The sequence below is a fragment of the Staphylococcus coagulans genome, from assembly GCF_002901995.1.
Classification (GTDB): domain Bacteria; phylum Bacillota; class Bacilli; order Staphylococcales; family Staphylococcaceae; genus Staphylococcus; species Staphylococcus coagulans.
On the sequence record NZ_PPQN01000069.1, the window covers coordinates 1 to 2,733 of the forward strand.

Annotated in this window: 5 protein-coding genes; 2 read left to right on the top strand and 3 right to left on the bottom strand. The window is 30.2% G+C overall.

What is annotated here, in order from left to right:
* Positions 1–114: 114 nt before the first annotated feature.
* Both CD118_RS10890 and CD118_RS10895 read right to left on the bottom strand, forming a co-directional pair.
* A complete protein-coding gene (locus CD118_RS10890; protein ID WP_060830443.1) occupies positions 115–459 on the bottom strand; it encodes a hypothetical protein in 345 nt (114 codons plus the stop codon).
* A gap of 131 nt (positions 460–590) precedes the next feature.
* Positions 591–1,154, bottom strand: coding sequence for a GNAT family N-acetyltransferase (locus tag CD118_RS10895; RefSeq protein WP_050346145.1), 564 nt, complete (start codon positions 1,152–1,154; stop codon positions 591–593).
* Between the two features lie 394 nt (positions 1,155–1,548).
* Between CD118_RS10895 and CD118_RS10900 the strand changes: the two genes are divergently transcribed.
* Both CD118_RS10900 and CD118_RS10905 read left to right on the top strand, forming a co-directional pair.
* Positions 1,549–1,770, top strand: a complete 222-nt coding sequence (locus CD118_RS10900; protein ID WP_060830442.1) for a hypothetical protein — start codon at positions 1,549–1,551, stop codon at positions 1,768–1,770.
* 355 nt (positions 1,771–2,125) lie between these two features.
* Positions 2,126–2,317: a hypothetical protein gene (locus CD118_RS10905; RefSeq protein ID WP_060830441.1), complete on the top strand. Its 192-nt coding sequence runs from the start codon at positions 2,126–2,128 to the stop codon at positions 2,315–2,317.
* Positions 2,318–2,409: 92 nt separating this feature from the next.
* On the opposite strand, the gene CD118_RS10910 is transcribed toward CD118_RS10905, so the two are convergent.
* The coding region (locus tag CD118_RS10910; protein ID WP_142380874.1) for a transposase at positions 2,410–2,733 on the bottom strand (324 nt) is incomplete at its 5' end.

Sequence of the window (2,733 nt, forward strand, 5' to 3'; positions counted from 1 at the left end):
ACTACATATCAAGAAAAATTATTTATATAATGATTAATTTGCCTTAACTTATTGAGTACATCTGTACCTATAACCTTATCATAAGTACTTACATTAAGGCTTTGCCTTAATTCATTAAGATTTTGCTTCAAAAGATCTAACTATTTTTCTTAGTTCTGTTTTATTATAACCTAAGGAAGCGCTTATTAAGATAATTACTGCTAAATAGTCAACAATTCTATTAAAATGGATATCTTTCACATTCATTTTAATATTAAAATATTCTGTAAGTTGTTTTCCAACGTTATTTTCTTTGAATCTACAGTCAAATAAACCCCTATTATGTGCTATAGCATTTCTAAGACCTTTTAAGCAGGCAATTAAATCACCAATTAAACTATCATTCTTATCGAAAGAAGAATGATATAAACCTAAGTCAGTTATAATAGGAAGCTTCAGAGTTTTAACCAAATCACTCACTAAGTTATTTCTCCTATTAGAGCTGGGCCCCTTTTACTACCTACTCACTATTTATTTTTCAACAACAACTCACTACTTAATTTGCTAAAAAATAAGACTTAATTCTTTCCTTCTTTTCTTTAAATCATTTTTTAATTTTCAGCCTCTAAGTTGATAAAGTAAATATGATTATCCGTCCATCCTTCAAATTCATATATAAAATTCTTTCGAGTACATTCATATTCAAAACCAGATTTCTCTAATAGCTTGATCGAAGGGATATTGTCTATATTTACGTGAGCTTCAAGTCTATGGAATTTAAGAACACTACTCGCTATATAGAGTATTTTTTTAATTGCTTCATAGGCATAGCCATTGCGCCAAAACTGATTATGTACAAAGTAACCACATTCGCCCCATTGAAAGTTTTCACGTCTTATCGTTGCGATATCAATCATACCTAAATGTTGTTGATTATGCTTATCGAATATAGCAAAAATATACATTTGGTCATTTTCAATAAATTCTTGATGCTTTTTGACAAGTCCGTTAAACCAAGGTTTTGTACATTCTGACATGTCTATAAGCCCGTCATCATATTTATGTTTTGAAGGCTTTCTATCAGTGAAACCTTTTAACCATCTTTCATAATCACTGTTCTTCAGAGGCCGTATTTCTAATCGATTCGTTGTAAAAGATAAATTTTTGTTGTTCATATAATGAGCACCTACCACTATGTCATATTTTTATTATCATTGAATGAATCACGCGTGAGAATTAGACCGAATATGTTGAATTTATAGAATCTGCGCACAAAATAGGCAAATCATAAAAACGCTTACTTTCTTAGTTTAACAATACATTCACACAAGTAAATATAGCAAGTATATGTATCTATAAAAGAAACCCTTTATAATTAGAAAAACCATAACATGTCTAAATCTCAGTAGTTATTGTTAGATTCAGTTATCTTTATATTTTGCTAGAAAGTAAGAATAAAAACTTTTAAATAAAACCATTGATGATGTTTTAGTGACTAACAAAAAATAATATTGAGCTTGTAAATGTGACCTTGAAACATGGGAATGCGAGAGAAACAACGCTGATAAAATGACTCAAGAAAAAATGAATCTCTTAAAAAAGGAAATCAAACAGCTCGATATAGTTTCTAAAAACATGAGTGCTTTGGGGCATTCGCGTGAAAGCAACCCTAAAGATGCTTTTGACAAATCAAGAGCCGCTAAACATATGAAAAGGTCTAAGGCGGTTATTATAAGAAACGAAAGAAAAATTGAAGAAAAGCAATCCTTCATTGATAATGTTGAAAAGTAAGTGTTACCATTACGTGATTTTTCTATATTTATAGATTACGAATTATTTAGATTATTGTGTGGTAGATCAACTGATAGAAACATTATCAAATGCGCGCCCCACTATGATTTTTATCGATCATAATGAATACTTCAGAAATGCTTTAGCGACGCAGAAAGTTCATCTATCACCATTATAATTAATTATTAAAATAGTTGTGAAGGTAAAAAAGTCTACCGCTTTCATGTTAGTTCATATTTTAACAATCAAGGTCGAATAATGATTGGAGGATATGACACAATAAACCTTAAGGACATGATTTTAGATATGTCAAATAGAGAGGACACAAATTAATGGCTTTGAGGAGATATTGAATATGTCTAAAAAAACTAAACTAGCTCATAACGCCGCCTATAATAGAATGTTAATTGTAATTGGAATTTTATCCTTTATGTTCTTTTATTTTGCTATTGGTGCAGGGTATTTATCTAGCTTTACTATTGCTTCTCTCCCTATTATTGTTGGTATCGCTAATTTAAAAGAAATAAGAAATAAACACAAAAGCTAAATAGGATTGATAGCAGATATGATAAAAAAGATAAGATACATCATAAGAAAGTGAGGTTCTTTGTCAACGTCGGTTGGCGAGACGATAACGCATTAAGCAACGTTATTTTGTTGTTTAATGCGTTTTTTATATTCACTTACAAATACCTTGGAAATGATTAAGATTCGATTCCTAAAATTCCAGAAATTGCTATAACCATAAGAAACCCGTTTAATCAGTTTTATTTTATTATTAATTCCCTCAATTGGCCCATTCGTTAAATGTGGATAACGCATCGTATTTGAGATATAGGGCAAGTATTTGATGAATGTTTGAATGACGCGCTTGAGTCCTTGTGAAATATCTTTTGTCTTTGAATCCTGTAAGATGAACTGTAATTGCTGGATATCGTTTGCTTTTAAGGCACTTAAAAGACG

What these genes read in the sequence shown, in the direction of transcription:
- CD118_RS10900 (WP_060830442.1), top strand. Translation starts at nt 1,549, where the DNA reads ATGACTCAAGAAAAAATGAATCTCTTAAAAAAGGAAATCAAACAGCTC.
- CD118_RS10905 (WP_060830441.1), top strand. Translation starts at nt 2,126, where the DNA reads ATGTCTAAAAAAACTAAACTAGCTCATAACGCCGCCTATAATAGAATG.
- CD118_RS10895 (WP_050346145.1), bottom strand. Translation starts at nt 1,154, where the DNA reads ATGAACAACAAAAATTTATCTTTTACAACGAATCGATTAGAAATACGG.